This is a genomic window from Bradyrhizobium sp. U87765 SZCCT0048 (assembly GCF_018131225.1).
Lineage (GTDB): Bacteria > Pseudomonadota > Alphaproteobacteria > Rhizobiales > Xanthobacteraceae > Bradyrhizobium_A.
The window spans coordinates 733,630-754,231 of record NZ_JAFCMM010000001.1 but is presented as its reverse complement, the minus strand read 5'-3'; the positions used below and the strand labels follow the sequence as shown (position 1 = coordinate 754,231).

At 66.8% G+C, this 20,602-nt stretch carries 18 protein-coding genes; 13 read left to right on the top strand and 5 right to left on the bottom strand.

Annotated features, from left to right (window positions below; translation table 11 throughout):
• Positions 1 to 40: 40 nt before the first annotated feature.
• From JQ639_RS03255 to JQ639_RS03215, 9 genes are all read left to right on the top strand, one after another.
• Positions 41 to 1,399, top strand: a complete 1,359-nt coding sequence (locus tag JQ639_RS03255; protein WP_211969431.1) for an ABC transporter substrate-binding protein — start codon at positions 41 to 43, stop codon at positions 1,397 to 1,399.
• A 140-nt stretch (positions 1,400 to 1,539) separates the two neighbouring features.
• A complete protein-coding gene (locus JQ639_RS03250; protein WP_211969432.1) occupies positions 1,540 to 2,493 on the top strand; it encodes a carbohydrate ABC transporter permease in 954 nt (317 codons plus the stop codon).
• Entirely contained in the window at positions 2,490 to 3,362 is an 873-nt protein-coding gene (locus JQ639_RS03245) for a carbohydrate ABC transporter permease (protein WP_211969433.1), read from the top strand. Before JQ639_RS03250 ends, JQ639_RS03245 begins: the two co-directional genes overlap by 4 nt.
• Positions 3,363 to 3,451: 89 nt before the next feature.
• On the top strand, positions 3,452 to 4,399 hold the full coding sequence (locus JQ639_RS03240; protein ID WP_211969434.1) for an ABC transporter substrate-binding protein: 948 nt from the start codon (positions 3,452 to 3,454) through the stop codon (positions 4,397 to 4,399).
• Positions 4,400 to 4,418: 19 nt separating this feature from the next.
• The gene (locus JQ639_RS03235; protein ID WP_211969435.1) at positions 4,419 to 5,519 is read left to right on the top strand and encodes an ABC transporter ATP-binding protein; all 1,101 of its coding nucleotides are present in this window, start codon (positions 4,419 to 4,421) and stop codon (positions 5,517 to 5,519) included.
• Positions 5,520 to 5,559: 40 nt separating this feature from the next.
• Positions 5,560 to 6,447, top strand: a complete 888-nt coding sequence (locus JQ639_RS03230) for an NAD(P)-dependent oxidoreductase (RefSeq protein WP_211969436.1) — start codon at positions 5,560 to 5,562, stop codon at positions 6,445 to 6,447.
• 21 nt (positions 6,448 to 6,468) lie between these two features.
• On the top strand, positions 6,469 to 7,371 hold the full coding sequence (locus JQ639_RS03225) for an NAD(P)-dependent oxidoreductase (protein ID WP_211969437.1): 903 nt from the start codon (positions 6,469 to 6,471) through the stop codon (positions 7,369 to 7,371).
• A gap of 34 nt (positions 7,372 to 7,405) precedes the next feature.
• Complete coding sequence (locus JQ639_RS03220) at positions 7,406 to 8,296, top strand: amidohydrolase family protein (RefSeq protein ID WP_349644742.1); 891 nt, start codon at positions 7,406 to 7,408, stop codon at positions 8,294 to 8,296.
• A 60-nt stretch (positions 8,297 to 8,356) separates the two neighbouring features.
• Entirely contained in the window at positions 8,357 to 9,205 is an 849-nt protein-coding gene (locus JQ639_RS03215; RefSeq protein WP_211969438.1) for a fumarylacetoacetate hydrolase family protein, read from the top strand.
• A 4-nt stretch (positions 9,206 to 9,209) separates the two neighbouring features.
• Here JQ639_RS03215 and JQ639_RS03210 read toward each other — a convergent pair whose 3' ends face one another.
• The 5 genes from JQ639_RS03210 to JQ639_RS03190 form a co-directional block, all read right to left on the bottom strand.
• Positions 9,210 to 10,001, bottom strand: coding sequence for an enoyl-CoA hydratase (locus JQ639_RS03210; protein ID WP_211969439.1), 792 nt, complete (start codon positions 9,999 to 10,001; stop codon positions 9,210 to 9,212).
• 63 nt (positions 10,002 to 10,064) lie between these two features.
• Positions 10,065 to 11,258, bottom strand: a complete 1,194-nt coding sequence (locus JQ639_RS03205) for a CaiB/BaiF CoA transferase family protein (RefSeq protein ID WP_211969440.1) — start codon at positions 11,256 to 11,258, stop codon at positions 10,065 to 10,067.
• A gap of 42 nt (positions 11,259 to 11,300) precedes the next feature.
• Positions 11,301 to 11,732, bottom strand: coding sequence for a GlcG/HbpS family heme-binding protein (locus JQ639_RS03200; RefSeq protein ID WP_211969441.1), 432 nt, complete (start codon positions 11,730 to 11,732; stop codon positions 11,301 to 11,303).
• Between the two features lie 55 nt (positions 11,733 to 11,787).
• A complete protein-coding gene (locus JQ639_RS03195; RefSeq protein ID WP_211969442.1) occupies positions 11,788 to 14,772 on the bottom strand; it encodes an FAD-binding and (Fe-S)-binding domain-containing protein in 2,985 nt (994 codons plus the stop codon).
• 71 nt (positions 14,773 to 14,843) lie between these two features.
• Entirely contained in the window at positions 14,844 to 15,581 is a 738-nt protein-coding gene (locus tag JQ639_RS03190; RefSeq protein ID WP_211969443.1) for a GntR family transcriptional regulator, read from the bottom strand.
• A gap of 182 nt (positions 15,582 to 15,763) precedes the next feature.
• On the opposite strand from JQ639_RS03190, the gene JQ639_RS03185 reads away from it, so the two are divergent.
• From JQ639_RS03185 to JQ639_RS03170, 4 genes are all read left to right on the top strand, one after another.
• Complete coding sequence (locus JQ639_RS03185) at positions 15,764 to 16,948, top strand: pyridoxal-phosphate-dependent aminotransferase family protein (protein WP_211969444.1); 1,185 nt, start codon at positions 15,764 to 15,766, stop codon at positions 16,946 to 16,948.
• Between the two features lie 126 nt (positions 16,949 to 17,074).
• Positions 17,075 to 18,064, top strand: a complete 990-nt coding sequence (locus JQ639_RS03180) for a Bug family tripartite tricarboxylate transporter substrate binding protein (RefSeq protein ID WP_211969445.1) — start codon at positions 17,075 to 17,077, stop codon at positions 18,062 to 18,064.
• Positions 18,065 to 18,302: 238 nt separating this feature from the next.
• Positions 18,303 to 18,845, top strand: coding sequence for a tripartite tricarboxylate transporter TctB family protein (locus JQ639_RS03175; protein ID WP_211969446.1), 543 nt, complete (start codon positions 18,303 to 18,305; stop codon positions 18,843 to 18,845).
• A 177-nt stretch (positions 18,846 to 19,022) separates the two neighbouring features.
• On the top strand, positions 19,023 to 20,543 hold the full coding sequence (locus tag JQ639_RS03170) for a tripartite tricarboxylate transporter permease (protein WP_211969447.1): 1,521 nt from the start codon (positions 19,023 to 19,025) through the stop codon (positions 20,541 to 20,543).
• Positions 20,544 to 20,602: the final 59 nt, after the last annotated feature.

The following is a 20,602-nucleotide window of genomic DNA, read 5'->3' as shown; positions in this document are numbered from 1 at the left end:
TCCTGACGAAGAGCAGGCAGCACAACGGGAGGAATGGACCATGACGACATCGGATGTCCGTGGATCAGGGGGAGCGTCGCGCCGCGACGTGGTGCGTTGCATCGGCGCCGCGGGGCTCGGGCTCGCGACGGGCATGCCGCTGCCGCGGGCCTTTGCCCAGTCGAAGAAGCCGGTGAGCCTCAGCTTCTGGACCTTCGACAATCCGCAGCAGCGGCCGTGGGTTCACAAGCGGGTCAAGCTGTTCATGGAGCAGAACCCGCACGTCAAGATCGACTTCCAGTGGTTCTCCTTCGCCGATCTCGGCAAGAAAATCAGCGTCGGTTTTGCCACCGGCACCGCGCCCGACGGCTTCGTCAGCCAGGACTGGTTCATGCCGACCTGGCTCGACAAGGGCCTGCTGGCGCCGCTCGATATCGGCAAGCTCGGCTACGACACCTACGACCACTTCACCGGCGATTTCGCCAAGGCCTTCGTCGACGGCGCGACCAAAGAGGGCAAGGTCTACGGCTATCCGATGTGGTTCTACGGCTACTGCAACTACCTCAACACCAAACAGTTCAAGGAGGTCGGGCTCGACGCCGACAAGGACTGGCCGCAGAACTGGGAGCAACTCGGCGAGGTGGCGAAGCGCCTGACGGTCAAGGACGGCGACAAGTTCGTGCGCCAGGGCCTCAAGTTCGCGATGCACTCGTCGCAATGGACCATGATCCAGTTCAACCCGATCCTGATCGAGGCGGGCGGACAGTGGTTCGATGCCGCCGGCAAGTGCACGGTCAACAACGATGCCGGCGTCCGCGCCATGACCATCCGCGCCTCGATCGCCCGGAAATACGGTGCGGAGGATCCCGCCGATTCCATCGCGACCAATCCGATCCCGGGCATGGACTTCCTCAAGGAACGGTCGGCGATGTTCTTCTGCCATCCGCTGCCGCTCGATCTCGTCAAGGCGCAGAACCCGGAGATGGCCGACAAGGGCTACTTCCGGCCGGTGCAGTATCCGGGCGTGGAGACCGGCAAGGGCTTTTCGACCACCTATGGCTTCAACCTCGTGGTCAACGCCAGGACGTCGCCCGAGAAGCAGGAGGTTCTTCACGACCTCTACAAGTTCATGATGAGCGACCTCGTCGACGGCTGGAAGGACACCGCGCCGTTCACGCTCGCCAAGAAGACGGGATGGGCGGACAATCCCGAAGTCCAGAAGTTTCCGTATGTCAACGAGATCATCCGCGCCAAGGACCAGGGCGTGTTCTTGCCGCGGACGCTGGTGTTCAACGAGCTTGCCGACGCCATGCACCGCGGCGTGCAGAAGATCATGCTCAGCAAGGCCGACATCAAGACGACGCTGGACGAGGTCGCCGCCGAGGTCGACCGCGCCAACGCCGCCTACCGCAAGGCCTGAGAGAATAAGGTTTGGGACAACAAGGCTTGGGACAACAAGGCTGGGACGACAAGCCTGCGACAATCATACCGGCGCCGGTGACAGACCCCGCGTCGGCCTGTGATGCCGATCGGAGACGACATGACGTCTGGACCGCGCCGATGACCGAACTGACTTCGCTGAGCGCCTGCGGCACCGAGCCGCTGGCACGGCCGAAGGCCCGCCGCTTCTGGCAGCTGCGTTACCATCAGCGCACGCGGCTGTGGGGCTTTGCCTTCGTGCTGCCGACGCTGATTTTCTTCGCCGTCTTCAAGTACGGTCCGATGCTGTGGGCGATCGAGCTGAGTTTTCATGCCTACGACATGGTCTCGGCGCCGCAGTTCGTCGGCCTCGACAACTACCGCGCCATCGCCGCCGATCCGGTCTTCCGCGATACGCTTCTCAACACCTTCGTCTACATCGCTGGCTCGACCGTCCTGCTGACGGTCACCGGGCTGGCGCTGGCGCTCGCCATCAACACCGGCATCCCAGGTGCGCGCCACTGCATGACCGTGATGTTCCTGACCAACCTGATGCCGATCATCGCCGTCTGCCTGGTGTGGCGACTGCTGCTGCACCCCTATGGCCTTGTCAACCAGTTGCTGCAGCCCCTTGGCTTTGGCCGCATCGACTGGCTGACCAATTCCGCCACCGCGATGCCCGCGATCATCATGGTCACGGTGTGGCGGTTCGCGCCGTATTTCATGGTCGTATTCCTGGCGGCGCTGCTGGCGCTGCCCGACGATTACTATGAGGCGGCGCAGCTCGACGGCGCCGGCCCTATCCGTCGCTTCTTTCACATCACGCTGCCGCTGCTGATGCCGACCATCTTCTTCGTCGTCGTGGTTTCGGCGTTGCTGTCGGCGCGCATCTTCCTGATGCCGTTCCTGATCACCGGTGGCGGCCCGGGCAATGCGACGCGCGTGCTGTCGATGCTGATCTACGAAACCGGCTTCTCCTATCTCAAGATGGGGCAGGCGGCGGCGATCTCGGTGGTGCTGTTCGCCATCATGCTGGTGTTCACCACCGGTCAGATCCGCCTGTTCTCCCGCAGCGAACGGATTTATGGGCCATGACCATGCTGTCTTCGTCCCCGGCGCCGACCGCCGCCCGTCCGCTGGTGCGGCATCTGCCGGCGCTGCGCCGGACCCTCGGCCTCGTGCTGCTGGCCGCGCTCGCCTTCGCGTTCATCATCCCGATCCTGTGGATGGTCGTGATGTCGTTCCAGTCCGGCGACAAGATGTTCCAGCTGCGCACCGAGTGGATTCCGTCGGTGTGGCATCCGGAGAACTATCCCAACGCCTGGTCGCGCGCGCCGTTCGGCCAGTATTTCTTCAACAGCGGCGTGGTGTCGCTGGCGGTGATGGTGGGCAATGTCGTGTTCTGCACGCTCGCCGGCTATGGCCTTGCCAAATTCCACTTTCGCGGCGCCGGACTGGTGCTGCTGCTGATCCTCTCGACGCTGATGTTGCCGCTGGAGGTGACCCTGGTGCCGACCTTCCTGGTCGTCCACAAGTTCGAATGGGTCAACACCTACCAGGGCATCGTCGCGCCGCTGCTGATCGATGCGTTCGGCGTGTTCCTGATGCGTCAGTCGATCATCTCGATCCCGACCGACTACATCGAGGCGGCGCGCATCGACGGCGCCGGCGAGATCCGCATCCTCCTGCAGATCATCGTGCCGCAGTGCCTGCCGGCGCTGGCGGTGCTGGCGATCTTCTCGTTCCGCGACAGCTGGGACCAGTACCTGTGGCCGCTCACCGTGGTGTCGCTCGACAATCTTCGCACGTTTCCGCTCGGCCTCGTGCAGTTCGGCGAGGACTACGGCAATCCACCGACCGAGCAGATGGTGATCGCGGTGCTGGCGACGTTGCCGGTGTTCCTGTTGTTCGCCGTGCTGCAGCGGGCGATCAATCGCGGCTTCGGCCTCAGCGGACTGAAATAACAACCGACCGGCGCCGCGCGCCGGATCAACGGCCACACCATCAATGTCGACACCGGTGTTTCAACGCGACCTGACGAGGGGGATTTCACGTGGACAAGATCAAGATCGCGATGCCGCATCGCGGCGCCGGAGTGGCGCCGGTGTTCGCGGCGCTCGAAGGCGGCTACTACCGCGAGCAGGGGCTTGAACCGGAACTGGTGCCGTATCAGGGGCACAGCAATTCGCTCAAGGCGCTGATCACCGGCGAGGCGCATTTCACCAACGCGGTCGGCGCGGAGCTGCTGCTTGCCAACCAGCGGCTCCAGGGCGACGCCGTGGTGATCGCCTCGGCGATCGCCTGCAGCGCCCAGCAGGTGGCGGCGCGGCGCGGCATCACCAGCCGCGACGAGCTGCGCGGCAAGCGCTGGGGCGTGCTCGCCCGCAACGATGCCGATGAGTGCGCGATCATCATGGCGTTCGACCGCTGGGGCTGGAGCATCGGCAGGGACGCCGAGATTGTCGTCGTCGGCACCGACGGCGCGCGGCTCGACCTGCTGCTCGACGACAGCCGGGTCGATGCGGCGATCATGCATGCGCCGGAAACCTTCCAGGCGCCGAAGCGCGGCTATCATGTCGTCGCTGACTTCGGCCAGCTCGACGTCTCCTTCCAGAACAGCTGCGCCGCCAGCACCCGCGGCTTCCTCGCCGCCCATCCCGACATCGGCCTGCGCTATGTCCGTGCCTTCTGCAGCGCTGTGCATCGTTTCCGCAGCGATGCGGCGTTCGGCATCCATGTGCTGCGCAAGTACAGTGGCGAGACCGACATGGATGTGCTCAGGCCGACCTGGGTGATGTTCGCCCGCTACATGAGCGACATGATGTTCCCGAGCGTCGAGGGCGTCCGCAACGCGTCGGCGATCCTGCACCGCGTCGGCGCGCTGCCGCGCCTGGTGCCGCCGGAGGAGGCGGTCGATCTCGGTCCGGTCGCGGCGCTGGAGCGGGAGGGCTTCTTCGATCGGCTGATGGGCGCGGCAGACGCCGCCCGTCAGCTGGCCTGAGCGGCGGGAGCGCATCGAGATGGCGGAGGTCGCCCTGCGCAACGTGATCAAGCGCTACGGCAACTACGATGCCGTGCGCGGCATCAGTCTCGAAATTCCCGACAGCAAGTTCGTCGCGCTGGTCGGTCCGTCCGGTTGCGGCAAGACCACGACGCTGCGGATGATCGCCGGCCTCGAACATATCTCCGAGGGCGAGATCAGCATCGGCGGGCGGGTGGTCAACGATGTCGCGCCGAAGAACCGCGACATCGCCATGGTGTTCCAGAGCTATGCGCTCTATCCGCACATGACCGTGTTCCAGAACATGGCCTTCGGCCTGAAGCTGCGCGGGCTCGGCAGGGCCGAGGTGCGGCGCAGTGTCGAGGAGGCGGCGCGCATCCTCGACATCGCCGAGCTGCTCGACCGCCGGCCGCGCGCGCTCTCGGGCGGCCAGCGCCAGCGTGTCGCCATGGGGCGCGCCATCGTGCGCAATCCCAAGGTGTTCCTGTTCGACGAGCCGTTGAGCAACCTCGATGCCAAGCTGCGGGTGCAGATGCGCACCGAGATCAAGCGCGTGCACCAGCAGGTCCAGACCACGACCATCTATGTCACCCACGACCAGATCGAGGCGATGACGCTCGCCGACTATGTGGTGGTGATGAACCGCGGCCGGATCGAGCAGGTCGGCACGCCGCATGAGCTCTATCACACGCCGAAGACGCGCTTCGTCGCCGGCTTCATGGGATCGCCGGCGATGAACTTCATGCCGTGCACGCTGGTGCAGGACGGCGATGGCCTTGTCGTGCGTCTCGCCGACGGGATGACCTTCGCCGTCCCCGAGAGCCGGCGCGAGCGCTACCGGCCGGTGGTCGGCCGGTCGCTGCTGTTCGGGCTGCGTCCGGAACACATCACCGAGCCGCGTGGCGGCGAAGGGCCTGACAGGGCGGTTTTCGACGCGCGGCTCGACGTCGTCGAGCCGATGGGGACCGAGACCATGGTGTTTTTCAGGCTCGGTGGCGAGGCGGTGTCCGGGCGCATCGATGGCGGTGCGGCGGTGCCGAGGGCGAGTACGACGGTGCAGCTGTCGGCCCATCTCGCCCATATGCATCTGATCGATCCGGAAACGGATGCGGTGATCTGAAGCGGCCGCTTGCGGCCTGAAACGATAACGGGAGCGTTGCATGAAAGTCGGAGTTGCCGGGCTTGGCCGCATGGGAGCCGCCATCGCCGCGCGGTTGATGGAGGTCGGCCACGAGGTCACCGTGTGGAACAGAAGCGCCGACAAGACGACGCCGCTGGCGTCCGCCGGTGCGGCGGTGGCGGCGAGCCCGGCCGAGCTGGCGTCGACGGTCGAGGCGGTGCTCACCATCCTGACGGACGCGGACGCCATCGCCGCGGTGTATGACGGCCCGTCCGGGATTCTCGCAGGATCCGTTGCCGGCAAGCTGGTCGTCGACATGAGCACGGTGCAATCGGCGACCGCGGTCGCGCTCGCCGCGCGCGTCCGGGCACAGGACGCGGTCTTCGTCGAGTGTCCGGTCGGCGGCACGGTCGGGCCGGCGAAGACCGGCAAGCTGCTCGGGCTCGCCGGCGCCGCGCCGGACGACTTCGCCCGCGCGCAGCCGCTGCTCGCCCAGCTCTGCCGCCGGGTCGACCGGGTCGGTCCGGTCGGCGCGGGGGCGAGCATGAAGCTTGCCATCAACCTGCCGCTCGGCATTTTCTGGCAGGCGTTCGGGGAAGCCTATGCGCTGTGCCGGCATCTCGATCTCGATCCGGCGTGGCTGGTCGAATTGTTCGCCGATACCTCCGGCGGCCCGAACGTGCTGAAGGCGCGGGGCGGCGCTGTCGCCGAGGCCTTCAAGGCGCATGCCGCCGGCGCCGTGACGTTCGACTGCGATTCCATCCGCAAGGATTTTCGCACCATGGTTGCCGAGGCGCAGGCGCTGGGCTTTGATCTGCCGCTCGCCGAGAGGACGCTCGCGGTCTATGACCAGGCCAGCCGGGAAGGCTGGGGCGGCCGCGACTGCACCGAGCTGCCGGCGTTCTGGGCGAGCCGGCATGCGGATTGATGGCGCCATTGGAGTGTGGATGTGACTGATCAATTGAACCGGACCGTCGGCATCATTGGCCTCGGAATCATGGGCTCGGCCATGGGCCGCAACCTGGTCGAGGCCGGGTTCACGGTGATCGGCCACGATGTGCAGCCCGAAGCGGTCGCGCGGCTGGTCGCCAATGGCGGCCGCGCTGCGGCGTCGGCGAGAGATGTTGGCGCCGCGGCCGACATCCTGCTCACGTCGCTGCCGTCGGCGGCGGCGCTGTTCGATGTCGTCAGGGAACTGGCGACGCTGCCGCGCGCGGATCGCGTCGTCGCCGAGACCAGCACCTTCACCCTCGAGGACAAGGAGAGCGCGCGGGCGCAGCTCGCCGCCGCCGGCATGGTCATGCTCGACTGTCCGCTGTCGGGGTCCGGCAGCCAGGCGGAGGTGCGCGACGTGCTGATCTATGGCAGCGGTCCGCGCGAGGCCTATGACCGCTGTCTGCCGGCGTTCGAGGGATTCTCCCGTGCGCCGCACTATCTCGGTGCGTTCGGCAACGGCTCGAAGATGAAGTATGTCGCCAACCTGATGGTCGCGGTGCACACCGCCGTCGCGGGCGAGGCGTTCGCGCTGGCGCGCAAGGCCGGGCTCGATCCGGCGCAGGTGTTCGAGGTCGTCCGCGATGGCGCTGCCGGCTCGCGGGTGCTCGACGTGCGCGGACCGATGCTGGTCGCCGACACCTACCTGCCGATCCGCACCATGCCGCTCGAGCTGTGGCGCAAGGACATGCGGGTGATCGCCGACTTCGCCAACACGCTGGCCTGTCCGACCCCGATGTTCTCGGCGGCGGTGCCGCTGTTCAACGCCGCGGTGGCGTCCGGCTTCGGCGCGCAGGACACCGCGGCCGTGGCCACCGTGATCGAGACCATGGCCGGGCTTCCCGTGCCGAAGCCCTGACCGACTGATACGACAAGCAACAGGAAAGAACGACGTGCAGGCCATTCCCACCATCGACGCGCATCATCACATCTGGCGGCTGAAGGATCTGACATGGCTGTCCGGGCCGCAGGTGCCGCGCATCTTCGGTCCCTACGAGGCGATCCGCCGCGACTATCCGATCGACGAGTTTCGTGCCGATCTCGCAGGCTGCGACGTCGTCAAGTCGGTGTATGTGCAGACCAACTGGCCGCCCGGCGGCAGTTATGACGAGGCTGCCTGGGTGCAGTCGGTTCACGACGCCACGGGCTGGCCGCAGGCCTGCGTCGCCCATGCCGATCTGGCCGATCCCGATTGCGCGGCGCTGCTCGATCGCCTCGCGCAGTTGCCGACGGTGCGCGGCATCCGCCAGCAACTGCACTGGCACGCCAATCCGCAATACCGCTTTGCGCCGCATCCGGGGGTGATGAATGATCCGGCATGGCGGCGCGGGCTCGCCCATCTCGCGCGGCATGGCTTTCTGTTCGAGCTGCAGGTGTTCACCAGCCAGATGGCCGATGGTGCGGCGCTTGCCAGGGCGTTTCCCGACATCACCTTCGTGCTGCTGCATGCCGGCATGCGCGAGGACGTGTCGGCCGAGGGCGTGAGACGGTGGCGCGAAGGCATGGAAGCGCTGGCGGCGCAGCCCAACGTCTGCGTCAAGCTGTCCGGCCTTGGCACCTTCGTCCATGCCTGCCGCGCCGATGTGATGGAGCCGGTCATCCGCGACACCGTCGGGATATTTGGCGCCGACCGCTGCCTCTATGGCAGCAATTTTCCGATTGAGAAGCTGTGGACCGACTACCGCACGCTGTACCGCACCTTCCGTGCGGCGATCGCCGGCTTCAGCGAAGGCGAGCAGCGTGCCATCCTCCACGACACCGCGGCACGGCTCTACCGGCTGTGATGCCCGCGGCCGCGCTGCAATGGCGGCGCGGCCTCAACGACCATAACAGGGAGGCGCAACATGAAGCTCGTTCGACACGGCCAGCCGGGAGCCGAGAAGCCCGGCATCCTCGATCGCGACGGCCAGATCCGGGATCTGTCGTCGGTGGTGCCGGACATCGCCGGCGCCTCGCTCGGCCGTGCGACCATGGCGAGACTGCGCGGCGTCAAGGTGGAGACCTTGCCGGTCGTGGCCGCGGGAGTTCGTCTCGGCGCCTGCGTCGGCCATGTCCGCAACTTCGTCGCGGTCGGGCTCAACTACGCCGACCATGCCGCCGAGACCGGCGCCGCGATCCCGCCGGAGCCGATCCTGTTCAACAAGGCGCCGTCCTGCATCGTCGGGCCGAACGACGATGTGCAGATTCCCCGTGGCTCGACCAAGCTCGACTGGGAGGTCGAGCTCGCGGTCGTGATCGGCGACACCTGCTCCTATGTCGAGGAGAAGGATGCGCTGTCCTATGTCGCGGGGCTGTGCGTCTGCAACGACGTGTCCGAGCGCGCGTTCCAGATCGAGCGCGGCGGCACCTGGACCAAGGGCAAGGGCTGCCCGACCTTCGGCCCGCTCGGCCCGTGGCTGGTGACGCTGGACGAAATCCCGGACATCCAGAATCTCGACATGTGGCTCGACGTCAACGGCGCGCACATGCAGCGCGGTTCGACCCGGACCATGATCTTCGGCGTCGCGCACCTCGTGCACTACATCTCGCAGTTCATGATCCTGGAGCCGGGGGACGTCATCACCACCGGCACGCCGCCCGGCGTTGGCATGGGAATGCGGCCGCCGCAATATCTCAAGGCCGGCGACCGCATCAGTCTCGGCATCGCAGGCCTCGGCGACCAGCACCAGACGGTGGTGCCGGCGCCGAAGTAGGGCATCAGCGGCCCTGGAAGACGGGCTTGCGCTTTTCGAGGAAGGCCTTGCGGCCTTCCTCATAGTCGCGGCTGGCGAAGCAGGTGGCGACGGCCTTAGTGCACGCCTTCATGTCGCGCTGGCTCTCGTCCTTGAGCGCCTCGCCGACGATCAGCTTGATCGAGTCGACCGTCAGCGGCGCATTGGCCGAGATCGTCTCGGCATAGGTGCGCACATAGTCCTCGAGCTGGTCGGCGGCGACCACGCGGTTGACGAGACCCATCTCGCGGGCCTCAACGGCGTCGAACTGGCGCGCGGTGTAGAAGATCTCCTTGGTGAACGACGGTCCGACGATGTCCATCAGCCGCTTGACGCCGGGATAGGCATAGCCGAGGCCGAGCTTGGCCGCCGGCACGCCGAAGCGCGAATTGTCCGAGCAGATCCGCAGGTCGCAGCAGCTCGCCAGCCCCATGCCGCCGCCGATGCAATAGCCCCTGATCATGGCGATGGTCGGCTTGGGGAATTCATGGACCGAGGCGTAGCCGCGTTCCACGGTGTCGTTGTAGACCTTGACCGCGTCCTCGGAGGCGCGCTCGTCGCCGAACTTCGAGATGTCGGCGCCCGACACGAACGCCTTGCCGCCGGCGCCGGTCAGCACCACGACGCGCACCTCCGGATCGGTCGCGAAGGCGGCCATGAAGTCCGCGCACGCCCGCCACATCTCCAGCGACACCGCGTTGTGGCGCTCCGGATTGTTGAAGATGACGTAGCCGACGCCGTTCTCCTTGCGCGAGAGCATCTTGTCCGTTTGCGTCATACCAGGTTCCCAGGTTTCTCGAATGCGTCGGTCGGCGAGGCGCCGCCTGATGGTCGGGTCTCTCTATACGATCTTGGCGGCCCTGAGCTCTGCAATCTCGCCGGGGCTGAAGCCGAATTCGCCGAGCACCGCATCGGTATGCTCGCCGACCTCGGGCGGCCGGGCGGCGAGGCGGCTCGGCGTGCGGGACAGCGTCACCGGCTGACCGACCAGGCGGATCGGCCGTGCCTCCGGATTGGGCACATCCTGGGCGATGCCGAGATGGCGCACCTGGGCGTCGTCGAACATCTGGTCGACTGTGTAGATCGGCCCGCACGGCACGCTCGCGGCGTTGAGGACCTCGACCCAGTCGGTGCTCGGACGGCTCCGTGTCTTCTGCTCGATGGCGGCATTGAGGGCGTCGCGGTTGGCCGAGCGGCCGGCGCTGGTCTTGAAGCGATCGTCCTCCAGCAGTTCGGGCGCGCCGATGGCCTGCGCCAGGCGTTCCCACATGTTGTGGCCGGTGGCAGCGATGTTGATGTAGCCGTCCGACGTCCTGAACACCCCGGTCGGGATCGAGGTCGGGTGGTTGTTGCCGGCTTGCCGGGGCACGTCGCCATGCATCAGCCAGCGCGCCGCCTGGAAGTCGAGCATGAAGATCTGGGCCTGCAGCAGCGAGGTCTGGACCCACTGGCCCTGGCCGGATTGCTCGCGCTCCAGCAGCGCGGTCAGGATGCCCATGGCGCAGAACAGTCCGGCGGTGAGGTCGGCGATCGGGATGCCGACCCGCATCGGGCCTTCGCCCGGCGCGCCGGTGATCGACATCAGCCCGCCCATGCCCTGCGCGATCTGATCGAAGCCTGGCCGCTTGTGATAGGGGCCGTCCTGGCCGAAGCCGGAGATGCTGGCATAGACGATGCGCGGATTGATCGCGCGCAGCGCCTCGTAGTCGATGCCGAGCTTGGCCTTGACGTCCGGACGGTAGTTCTCGACCACGACGTCGGCCCTGGCTGCAAGGCGCAGGAAGGCGTCTCGCCCCCGCGGATCCTTCAGGTTCAGCGTCATCGCCCGCTTGTTGCGATGCAGGTTCTGGAAATCAGCGCCATGGCGCGGGCCGCCAGGCTGCTCGGCATCGGCGATGTCGGTCGGGGCCTCGATCTTGATGACGTCGGCGCCCCAGTCGGCGAGCTGCCGCACCGCCGTCGGGCCGGAGCGGATACGCGTGAGGTCGAGCACGGTGAAACGCGACAGGGCTTGTGAGGCGCGAGGAAGGCTCATGCGCGGCGCTCCGGCGGCACGGGGATGAGGCGAGGCCGGTGGTCAGCCGGTGACGGCGGTGAGCCCGGCGGCGGCGATGCCGGCCACCGCGCAGGCTTCATCGTTGTCCGAGGTGTCGCCGCTGATGCCGATAGCGCCGACGAGGGCGCCACTCGCGTCCTTGATCAGCACGCCGCCTGGGACCGGCACGATCGCGCCGCGCGCCAGCGTGTTCACGGCGTCGACAAAATAAGGCTGCTCGTTGGCGCGCTTGAAGATCGCGCGCGAGCCGATGCCGAGCGCCAGCGCGCCATAGGCCTTGCCGTGGGCGATGTCGTTGCGCAGCAGGCTGGTGCCGTCCTGGGCGACGGCGGCCTTGATGCAGCCGCGGGCGTCGAGCACCGCGACGGCCAGCGGGTTGAGCTTCTTGTCGGCAGCCGTCGACAGCGCGGTGTTGAGAATGATGAGTGCGGTATCGAGTTTGAGCTCGGACATGGGAAGCCTCGTTGACGTCGTGGAAGGGCGATCTTGCAGAACGGTGGACCGGGTTTCAATGGGGCGGGGACATGGTGCCCCTGTCGAGGCTGCGGGCCAGCACCCGGGCGACATGCAGCGCCTCGCGCCCGCTGCCGTCCTTGATCTGGTGGCGGCAGGACGTGCCGTCGGCGACGATCAGTGTGTCGGGTGCGGCCTTGCGCGCCGCGGGCAGCAGGGCGGCCTCCGCCATCTCGATCGAGGTGTCGTAGGTTTCGGCGCCATAGCCGAACGCGCCGGCCATGCCGCAGCAGCTCGATTCGATGGTCTCGACATCGAGCTGGGGGATCAGCCGCAGCACCTGCTCGACGGGCTTGAACGCATCGAATGCCTTCTGGTGGCAGTGGCCGTGCACCAGCGCCTTGTCCGCGATCGCGCCGAGCGACAATTGCAGGCGGCCGCCCCTGGCTTCGCGGGCGAGGTATTCCTCGAACGTCAGCGCGTGCTCGGCGATGCGCCGGGCGTCGTCGTCCCGCCGCAGCGACAGCAGTTCGTCGCGCAGTGTCAGCAGACAGCTCGGTTCGAGCCCGACCACCGGCACGCCGCGGGTGACGAACGGCATCAGCGTCGTGACGACGCGGTCGAGCTCAGCGCGGGCCTCGTCGACAAGACCGGCAGAGAGATAGGTGCGGCCGCAGCACAGCGGCCGGGCGCTGGTGTCCCGCGGCCGCGCCAGGTGGACGCGGCGGCCGGCGGCGACCAGCACCTGCAGCGCGGCGTCGAGGTTCTCGCGCTCGTAGATGCGGTTGAACGTATCGGCGAACAGCACCACCTCGGGGCCGTCAGTTGGGCCGAGCGCATCGGCCGGCGGCGCGAACACGTCGCGGCGCCAGCGCGGCAGGTCGCGTCGGGCGCTGAAACCGGTGATGGTCTCGCCGAGCCGGCGCAGCAGGGCGCTGTCGTTGCGCAGGTTGAGCAGCGGTGCGAGCCGCGCGGCCCATGGCGCGTAGCGCGGCAGATGGCCGACCAGCCGGTCGCGCAGCGACAGGCCGCGGCTTTTCGCCCGTGCCGCCAGCACCTCGATCTTCATCTTCGCCATGTCGACGCCGGTCGGGCACTCGCGCCGGCACGCCTTGCAGGAGACGCACAGCTTCATCGTCTCCGCCATGGCGTCGGACGCCAGCGCATCGGGCCCGAGCTGGCCGGAGATCGCGAGCCGCAGCGTGTTGGCGCGGCCACGGGTGACGTCGCGCTCGTTGCGTGTCGCCCGATAGGACGGGCACATCACGCCGCCCTCGAGCTTGCGGCAGGCGCCGTTGTTGTTGCACATCTCGACGGCGCCCTGGAAGCCGCCGGCGGCGCCGGGATAGGCCGACCAGTCGAGCGCCGTCCTGAAATCGTCGACATGGTAGCCCGGCGGGTAGCGGAACAGGCTGCGGTCGTCCATCCGCGGTGCGTCGACGATCTTGCCGGGGTTGAGGGTGTCGCCGGGATCGAAGCGGTGCTTGACCTCGCCGAACGCCGCGACCAGCCGCGCGCCGAACATCGCCTCATGGAATTCCGAACGCACGATGCCGTCGCCGTGCTCGCCGGAGTGCGAGCCCTTGAACTCCCGCACCATCGCGAACGCTTCCTCGGCGATCGCGCGCATCGCCTTGACATCGGTGTCGAGCTTGAGATTGAGCACCGGCCGGACATGCAGGCAGCCCTCGGACGCATGTGCGTACATCGTCGGACGGGTGCCGTGCCTGGCGAAGATGGTGTTGAGGCGGTCGGTGTACTCGGCGAGATGGGGCAGCGGCACCGCGCAGTCCTCGACGAAGGACACCGGCTTGCCTTCCTGCTTCATCGACATCATGACGTTGAGCCCGGCGGCGCGGAAATCGGCGATGCTGGCCTGCAGCGCCGGTTCGACCACCTCGACCACGCCGCCCCAGCGCCGCGGCGCCTCGTTCCAGCCGAAGCCGAGATCGGCCATCAGTTCGGACAGCTGCTTCAGGCGCCGCAGGTTCTCGTCCTGGTTTTCCTCCGCGAACTCGACCACCAGCAGCGCATCGGGATCGCCGCGCACCGCGGCTTCGATGGTCGGGCGGAACATGGCGATGTCGCGGCCGAGCCCGATCATGGTGCGGTCGACCAGCTCGACCGCGATCGGCTTGAGCTTGACGAGGTGCTGGGTGGCGTCCATCGCCTCATAGAAGCTGCCGAAATGGCAGACGCCGAGCACCTTGTTGCGGATCAGCGGCCACAGCCTGAGCTCGGCCTTGGTGGTGAAGGCGAGGGTGCCTTCGGAGCCGACCAGCAGGTGCGCCATGTTGTTGGGAGCGGCCGACGGCGTCAGCGCGTCGAGGTTGTAGCCGCCGACGCGGCGTTGCACGCCGGGAAACCGTGCCGCGATCTCGGGGGCCTCGCGCGCGCCGAGCGCCAGCATGTCGCGTGTCAGCGCCACGCCCGGTTCGTCGCTGTTGCGTGTGGCGGCATCGCGCGACACCGGCCCGAATGGCAGCACGGTGCCGTCGGCGAGGGCGGCCTCCAGCGACAGCGTGTTGTCGCGCATGGTGCCGTAACGCAGCGAGCGGCCGCCGCAGGAATTGTTGCCGGCCATGCCGCCGATGGTGGCCCGCGACGCCGTGGACACGTCGATCGGAAACCACAGGCCATGGCGCCTGAGCTGGCGGTTGAGGTCGTCGAGCACGATGCCGGGCTCGACCACGCAACGGCGGTTCTCGACGTCGAGCGACAGGATGCGGTTGAGGTGTCGGGAGACGTCGATGACGACGCCGGTGTTGACGGTCTGGCCGCATTGCGAGGTGCCGCCGCCGCGCGGGGTGACGCTGACGCCTTCGTCGCGGGCGATCGCCAGCGCCTGCAGCGCGTCGTCCGTGGTGCGCGGCACCACCACGGCGGCCGGCATCATCTGGTAGAACGAGGCGTCGGTGGCATAGCGGCCGCGGTCGAAGGCGCTGGTGTACACCTCACCGCTGATGTCGCGCTGGAGGCGGCGCATCAGGGGCGGGGCGCCGTGATCGTCCGCGCGTGGGGTGTCCTGCTGTTTGGCCATCCGGAACCTCGATCCGCCCTGATATCCGCATGCAGGTATGCTGCAGCGCGGAATTATTTTTGAATTCAAAATTAATCGACGGATGCCGGTTTATCTTCAATATTGAATTCGTCAAGGGCTGGATTGTCGGTGAGGCGTTCGCAGGCCGCGTCGCACTTGCGCCGCATGTGCTCGAACATCAGCAGGCTGAGTTCGTCGCCAGCGCGGCGGCGCAGGGCGTCGACGATGCCCTCGTGTTCGCGCATGGCGTCGCCGAGGCGGTCGCGGTGCACGAGATTGGCCGAATAGCGCAGCCGCCGCACGATGGCGTTGAGGTTGGCATAATTGGCGCTGAGAAGCGGGTTGCCGGCGGCGTCGACGATCGCCTGGTGGATCTGCTGGTTGAGGCGGAAATAGTCGGCGAGTTCGCGGCGCAGGTAGTGGCCGTACATTTCCATGTGCAGGCGCTCGATCTCGGCGATTCCGCTGTCGCTGATGCGCTCGCAGGCGAGGCGGCCGGCGACGAAGTCGAGGCCCGAGATCATCTCGAACAGGCTGCGGATGTCGCTTTCCGTGAACTGGCGGACCCGCGCGCCACGGTTCGGCAGCAGCTCGATCAGTCCCTCGGCGGCCAGCACCTTGAGCGCCTCGCGCAGCGGCGTGCGGGAGATGCTGAAGCGCTCGCACAGTTCGCGCTCGGGGATGCGCGCGCCCGGCGCGAGCTGGCCCTCGACAATGAAGTCGCGGAGCTGGCCGAGGATGTCCTCGTGCAGCGATGCGGGCGGGCTTTCGACCACTTTCAGGCTGGCGGCCGACAGGCGGTTGCTCACGTCTTTCTCCCTGGTGCGCAGCGCGCTCCCGGCATTTTCAGTGTGGGAGAGGGCGCTGTGAACAAATAAAACGCACCTTACCTGACATTCGGCTTGTCATGAAGCGAGAAGTGTATACGATTATTTCCAAGTTTCTGGCGTCGTAAAAATTCGTGAATTCAAAAAATACCAGGGAGCGACCGATGCCCACCAATGCCCCCGTCCACACCGGGCGCCACTTCCTGCAGATTCCCGGGCCAACCAACGTTCCGGACCGCGTCCTGCGGGCGATGGACATGCCGACCATCGATCATCGCGGACCCGAGTTCGCGCAGCTCGGCCGTGAGGTGCTGGAGGGCTGCAAGACGGTGTTTCGCACCGAAAAGCCCGTCATCATCTATCCGTCGTCCGGGACCGGGGCGTGGGAGGCGGCGATCGTCAACACGCTGTCGCCAGGCGACAAGGTGCTGATGGCGGAGACCGGCCACTTCGCCACGCTGTGGTGCACGCTCGCCCGCCGTTTCCGGATCGAGGTCGAATTCCTGCCCGGCGACTGGCGCCATGGCGCGAGCCCGGAGGCGATCGAGGCGCGCCTGCGCGAGGACCGTGACCATGTCATCAAGGCGGTGATGGTGGTGCACAACGAGACCTCGACCGGGGTCACCAGCCGCATTGCCAAGATCCGCAAGGCGATCGACCGTGCATCGCATCCGGCGCTGTTCATGGTCGACACCATCTCGTCGCTGGGCTCGATCGCCTATGAGCACGACGGCTGGGGCGTCGACGTCACCGTGTCATGCTCGCAGAAGGGCCTGATGCTGCCGCCCGGCCTCGGCTTCAACGCCGTTTCCGACAAGGCGCTGGCGGCGGCGAAGGCCAACGCCATGCCGCGCTCGTATTGGGACTGGAACGAGATCATCGCCAGCAATGTCAGCGGCGGCTGGCCCTACACGCCGGCGACCAACCTGCTGTACGGCCTGAAGGAGGCCGTCGCCATGCTGCAGGAGGAGGGGCTCGACAATGTCTTCGCCCGTCATCTGCGCCACGCCGCGGCCGCCCGCGCCGCGGTGCGCGCCTGGGGGCTCGAGATCCTCTGCCTCAACGAGGACGAGCATTCACCGATCCTCACGGCGGTCTTGATGCCCGAGGGGCATGACGCCGATCACTTCCGCCAGGTCACGCTCGATCATTTCGACATGTCGCTCGGCGCAGGCCTGTCGAAAGTGAAGGGCAGGGTATTCCGTATCGGCCATCTCGGCCATTTCAACGACCTGATGCTGATGGGCACGCTCGCCGGCGTCGAGATGGGGCTGGCGCGCGCCCGCGTGCCGCATCGTCCCGGCGGCGTTACCGCGGCTATGGCCTCGCTGCTCGACGGCGCGACCTGACGCGCCGTCCCGACCATTCCGATCGACCATGAAGGAGAGACGACGTCCCACGGGACGTTCTGCGACCTGACGTATCTTGCCGACCAAGACCGGATAACCGGCTGACAAGACAATGGGAGAGAAACGATGCAAGCTTTCGTGAAGGCGATCGCCGCGGGGGCGATTCTGCTGGCAGGCATGCCGGCGGCGCGGGCGTGGGAGCCGACCAAGCCCGTCGAGATCGTGGTGGCGGCGGGCGCCGGCGGCGCCTCCGACCAGATGGCGCGGATGATGCAGGCCGCGATCCAGAAGAACAACCTGATGAAGCAGCCGACGGTGGTGTCGCTCAAGGGCGGCGCCTCCGGCGCGGAAGCGCTCATCTACATGAAATCGAGCGAGGGCGATCCCAACAAGCTGCTGATCGCCTATTCGCTGATCTACATGTTGCCACTGTCGGCCAAGATCCCGTTCAACTGGCGCGAGCTGACGCCGGTGTCGATCATCGCCCTCGACCAGTTTGTGCTGTGGTCGAGTGCCTCAAAACCCTACAAGTCGGTCAAGGACTTCGTCGAGGCGGCGAAGGCGGCGCCCGCGCCGTTCAAGATGGGCGGCACCGGCTCCAAGCGCGAAGATCATGTGCTGACCGCCTTCATCGAGAAGCAGACCGGGGCGAAATTCGCCTATCTGCCCTACAAGTCCGGCGGCGAGGCGGCGACGCAGCTCGTCGGCAACCACACCGAGTCCAACGTCAACAACCCCTCCGAAAATCTCGAAGTGTGGCGCGCCGGGCAGGTGCGGGCTCTCTGCGTGTTCGACAAGGAGCGCATCTCCTACAAGGCCAGGGTCGCCGGTGATCAGTCCTGGAACGACGTGCCGACCTGCAAGGAGGAGGGCCTCGACGTCCAGTACCTGATGCTGCGCGCGATCTTCCTGCCGGGCAAGGTCACCCCGGATCAGAAGGACTTCTATGTCGAGCTGCTCGAGAAGGTGACGCAGACGCCGGAATACAAGGACTACATGGAGAAGCAGGCGTTCAAGCCGATCTTCCTCACCGGCAAGGACATGGTGCGCTTTCTCGAGGATGACGACGCCCTCAACAAGAAGCTGATGACCGAGGCAGGCTTCGTCGCCAACTGATGCCGGACGCCGAGCTCACGAAACGTCGTCATCGATTGAGCCAGGTCACTGCCAACCTTAACCCTCATCCTGAGAAGCCCGCATGGCGGGCGTCTCGAAGGATGAGGCCCGGACGTGGAAGCTCATTGGCCTCATGGTTCGAGACGCGCGGCGTTGCCGCGCTCCTCACCATGAGGAGATCGACCGCCGCCCGCGGGCCGGGTGGCTTTCCTGATCACGCGAGAGGAGGACAGCCGCCATGTCGCAGTCCGATATCGAAATCGTCGTCGAGGATCCCGATGCTCCATCGGAGGACTCGCCCGCGATTGCCAGCAAGCGCACCATCGAACTCGTCGCCATGGCGTGCATCATGGCGCTCGCGCTGGTGATGGCGTTCGACAACTGGCGGACCGGCATTGCCTGGGCCGCCGACGGGCCGCAGGCCGGTTACTTTCCGTTCTACCTGTCGTTGATCCTGTTTGGCGCCGGCGCCTTCGGTGTCGCCGCGGCGCTGCGCGACCGCGCCGCCGCCGGCGTCACCTTCGTCACCCGCGACCAGCTCCGCCGGGTGCTGCAGGTGTTCGTGCCGACATTCGCGTTCTGCCTGCTGACCCAGTGGCTCGGGCTCTATGTCGCGAGCTTCCTGCTGATCGCCGGCTTCATGCGCCTCATCGGCAGGATTGCGTGGTGGGTATCGATCGTCACCGGCCTTGCGTTCTCGCTGATCATGTTCGTCACCTTCCAGATCGCATTCGACGTGATCATGCCGAAGGGTCCGCTCGAAGCGCTGCTGGGGTATTAGCGTGATCAAGACGAGCAGCTGATTCAATACCGTCACCCTGAGGTGGCCACGCGTAGCGGGGCCCTCGAAGGGCGACGGGCACTGCGTGGGCCGTTCATCCTTCGAGGCTCGCTTTGCTCGCACCTCAGGATGACGGGTTTTAAGCCTTCAATTTGAATTTCGCTCTGGGAGCGCATCATGGAAGCTCTGTCGCTGCTGGTTCACGGCTTTGCCGTTCTCCTGACCTGGAAGATCCTCGCCTTGATGCTGCTCGGCCTCGTGCTCGGCATCTTCGTCGGCGTGCTGCCGGGGCTTGGCGGCCCCAACGGGGTCGCGATCCTGTTGCCGCTGACATTCTCGATGGATCCGACCTCGGCCATCGTGATGCTGTCGAGCATCTACTGGGGCGCGCTGTTCGGCGGCGCCATCACGTCGATACTGTTCAATATCCCGGGCGAGGCGTGGTCGGTCGCGACCACCTTCGACGGCTACCCGATGGCGCAGCAGGGCCGTGCGGCGGAGGCGCTGACGGCGGCGTTCACCTCGTCGTTCATCGGCTCGCTGGTGGCGGTGATGCTGATCACGTTTCTCGCCCCCAGCATCGCCTCGTTCGCGCTGCGGTTCGGTCCGCCGGAATTCTTCGCGGTCTACCTGCTGACGTTCTGTTCGTTCGTCGGCCTGGGACGCGAGGACAAGCACAAGACGGTCATCTCCATGGCGCTTGGCCTGCTGATCTCCGGCATCGGCATGGACACCGTGTCGGGTACGCTACGCATGACCTTCGGCTCCGGCGATCTGCTGCGCGGCATCAACTTCCTGGTCGCGGTGATCGGCCTGTTCGGCATCAGCGAGATCCTGCTGACCATGGAGGAGCGCCTGGCGCTGCGCGGCCATGCCGCCGCCATCAGCCTGCGCGTCGTGTTCCGGGTGTGGCGCGACCTGCCGAAATACTGGGCGACGCTGCTGCGCTCGTCCGCCATCGGCTGCTGGCTCGGCATCACCCCAGGCGGAGCGATCGCTGCGTCGTTCATGGGTTACAATCTCGCCAAGCGTTTCTCCAGGGACAAGGACAGCTTCGGCAAGGGCCGCATCGAGGGCGTGTTCGCGCCGGAGACCGCCGCGCATGCCTCGGGCACCGCGGCGCTGCTGCCGATGCTGGCGCTCGGCATTCCCGGCTCCGGCACCGCCGCGATCCTGCTCGGCGGCCTGATGGTGTGGGGCCTCAATCCCGGGCCGCTCTTGTTCGTCGAGCAGAAGGATTTCGTCTGGGGCCTGATCGCCTCGATGTATCTCGGCAATGTCGTCGGCCTCGTGCTGGTGCTGAGCACCGTGCCGGTCTTCGCCGCCATCCTGCGGGTGCCGTTCGCCGCGGTCGCGCCGATGATCGTGGTGTCCTGCGCCATCGGCGCCTACGCCATCCAGAACGCGATGTTCGATATCTGGCTGATGCTGGGCTTCGGCGTCGTCGGCTATGTCTTCAAGAAGATCGGCATCCCGCTGGCGCCGCTGACGCTCGCGCTGGTGCTCGGCAGCCGCGCCGAGGACGCCTTCCGCCTGTCGATGATCGGCTCGGGCGGAAGCGTCGGCGTATTCTGGTCGAATGGCCTCGTCGGCAGCATCACCACGCTGGCGATCGTCCTGCTGTTCTGGTCGCCGATCGAAAAGGCGGTGTCGCGCATCGGGGGGATGCTGCGGCGGCAGCAGCCGGAGCGGGCGTGAGGGGGGGGCAAGTCAGCATTGGCCCCGGGCCGACGCCAACGGGTCCGCGCGAAGCGCGG

Bases quoted from the DNA above. Each gene is read 5' to 3' on its own strand.
- JQ639_RS03200 (WP_211969441.1), bottom strand. From the start codon at position 11,732: ATGTCCGAGCTCAAACTCGATACCGCACTCATCATTCTCAACACCGCG.
- JQ639_RS03170 (WP_211969447.1), top strand. From the start codon at position 19,023: ATGGAAGCTCTGTCGCTGCTGGTTCACGGCTTTGCCGTTCTCCTGACC.
- JQ639_RS03195 (WP_211969442.1), bottom strand. From the start codon at position 14,772: ATGGCCAAACAGCAGGACACCCCACGCGCGGACGATCACGGCGCCCCG.
- JQ639_RS03180 (WP_211969445.1), top strand. From the start codon at position 17,075: ATGCAAGCTTTCGTGAAGGCGATCGCCGCGGGGGCGATTCTGCTGGCA.
- JQ639_RS03175 (WP_211969446.1), top strand. From the start codon at position 18,303: ATGTCGCAGTCCGATATCGAAATCGTCGTCGAGGATCCCGATGCTCCA.
- JQ639_RS03250 (WP_211969432.1), top strand. From the start codon at position 1,540: ATGACCGAACTGACTTCGCTGAGCGCCTGCGGCACCGAGCCGCTGGCA.
- JQ639_RS03215 (WP_211969438.1), top strand. From the start codon at position 8,357: ATGAAGCTCGTTCGACACGGCCAGCCGGGAGCCGAGAAGCCCGGCATC.
- JQ639_RS03245 (WP_211969433.1), top strand. From the start codon at position 2,490: ATGACCATGCTGTCTTCGTCCCCGGCGCCGACCGCCGCCCGTCCGCTG.
- JQ639_RS03185 (WP_211969444.1), top strand. From the start codon at position 15,764: ATGCCCACCAATGCCCCCGTCCACACCGGGCGCCACTTCCTGCAGATT.
- JQ639_RS03255 (WP_211969431.1), top strand. From the start codon at position 41: ATGACGACATCGGATGTCCGTGGATCAGGGGGAGCGTCGCGCCGCGAC.
- JQ639_RS03230 (WP_211969436.1), top strand. From the start codon at position 5,560: ATGAAAGTCGGAGTTGCCGGGCTTGGCCGCATGGGAGCCGCCATCGCC.
- JQ639_RS03205 (WP_211969440.1), bottom strand. From the start codon at position 11,258: ATGAGCCTTCCTCGCGCCTCACAAGCCCTGTCGCGTTTCACCGTGCTC.
- JQ639_RS03210 (WP_211969439.1), bottom strand. From the start codon at position 10,001: ATGACGCAAACGGACAAGATGCTCTCGCGCAAGGAGAACGGCGTCGGC.
- JQ639_RS03235 (WP_211969435.1), top strand. From the start codon at position 4,419: ATGGCGGAGGTCGCCCTGCGCAACGTGATCAAGCGCTACGGCAACTAC.